This window comes from Variovorax sp. KK3 (genome assembly GCF_001984055.1).
In the GTDB taxonomy this organism is placed as follows: domain Bacteria; phylum Pseudomonadota; class Gammaproteobacteria; order Burkholderiales; family Burkholderiaceae_C; genus Variovorax.
In genome coordinates this window covers 1-1,436 of sequence record NZ_LYVO01000176.1, presented here as the reverse complement: position 1 = coordinate 1,436, position 1,436 = coordinate 1, and the positions used below count along the sequence as shown (strand labels likewise).

Genomic DNA, 1,436 nt, shown 5'->3' with positions numbered 1-1,436 from the left:
TTCGGCCAGCGTGCCCACGTCGGCGTTGGCCACCGGCGCATCGTTGACCGCCGCGATGTCGAAGCGCAGCGTGTTGGGCGTGGTGTCGAAGGCGCCGCCCGAGTCCTGCACCGAGAAGGTCAGGCTCGCGTAGCCGGTGCCGTTGCCGTCGGCGCCGGGCACGAAGCTCAGGCGGCCCGCGGCGATGTCCGCGGCCGAGACCACCTGGCCCGCCACCATCGGCGTGCCGTTGAAGAGCAGCGTGCCGCCGGTGGGCAGCGTGTCGATGCGCACGTTGGCCAGCGTCTGGCCCGCATCCGCGTCGCTGAAGGGGAAGGCGGCCAGGCTCAGCACCAGCGGCGTGTCTTCCACGCCCGCCGCGACGGCGTCGGCGCCCTGCGGCGGCGTGTTGGTGCCGACGTTGACGGTGAGCACCGCATTGGCCGTGCCGCCGCGCCCGTCGCTCACCGTGTAGCTCACCTGCACCGGGCCGGTGACGTCGAGGGCCGGCGTGAAGTTGAGCGTGCCGTTCGGGTTGATCGAGACCGTGCCCAGGGCCGGGTTCACGCTGGCGGCGGTGACCACCAGTGCATCGCCGTCGGCATCGCTGTCGTTGGCCAGCACCGCGATGTTCGCGAGCGGCGTGTTTATGGCCGTCGCCGCCACGTCGTTGCCGGCCACCGGCGCGTCGTTGACCGGGTTGATGTTGAAGCGGATGGTGTTCGGCGTCGCATCGGTGTTCTGGCCGCCGAGCGCGGTGCCGCCGTTGTCCACCACCTGGAAGGTGAAGCTCGCGGCGCCGGTGCCGTTGAGGTTGGCTGCCGGCGTGAAGGTGAGCTGACCCAGGCTGCCCGCGGCGATGTTCTGCCCGGTCACCACCGCCACGCCGTTCAGGCGCAGCACGCCCTGCGAAGCCGGCGGCAGCGTGGTGACGATGACCGACTGCAGCGCATTGGCGGGCACGTCGTTGGGGTCGGTGAACGGGAAGTCCGCGGCCGAAAAGGTGTAGACCGCGTCCTCGTCGATGACGATGGTGTTGTCGCTGCCCTCGGGCGCATCGTTGACCGAGGCGACGATGATGATGGTCGAGCCGTCGACATCGGTCAGCGGCCCGCCGCTGCCGGTGTTGCCCAGGTCGCTGGTGGCCATCGTCAGCGCGATGTTGCCGTTGTCGTTGGGCGTCGGCACGTAGTTCGGACGCGCCGCGCTGGCCAGGTAGGCGTTGATGCTCGCCAGCGAGCCCTCGAGGATCAGCGTGCCCGAGCCGCTGCCGGTGACGGTGACGCCATTGCCCGCCACCGCCGTGAGCGTGCCCGCGGCGACGCTCAGGGTGACGCGCATGGTGCCGTTGCCGGCGTCCGGGTCGGCGATCTGCAGGCCGGTGAGGCCGATGGTGGCGTCTTCGTTCGTGGTGCAGGTGGCGGGCGGCGTGTTCACCGGCGCGTCGTTCACCGCCG

At 71.0% G+C, this 1,436-nt stretch carries 1 protein-coding gene; it reads right to left on the bottom strand.

The window, feature by feature from the left end; translation table 11 throughout:
- A partial coding sequence (locus B0W80_RS34010; protein WP_143684921.1) for an Ig-like domain-containing protein occupies positions 1 to 1,436 on the bottom strand: 1,436 nt, incomplete at both ends.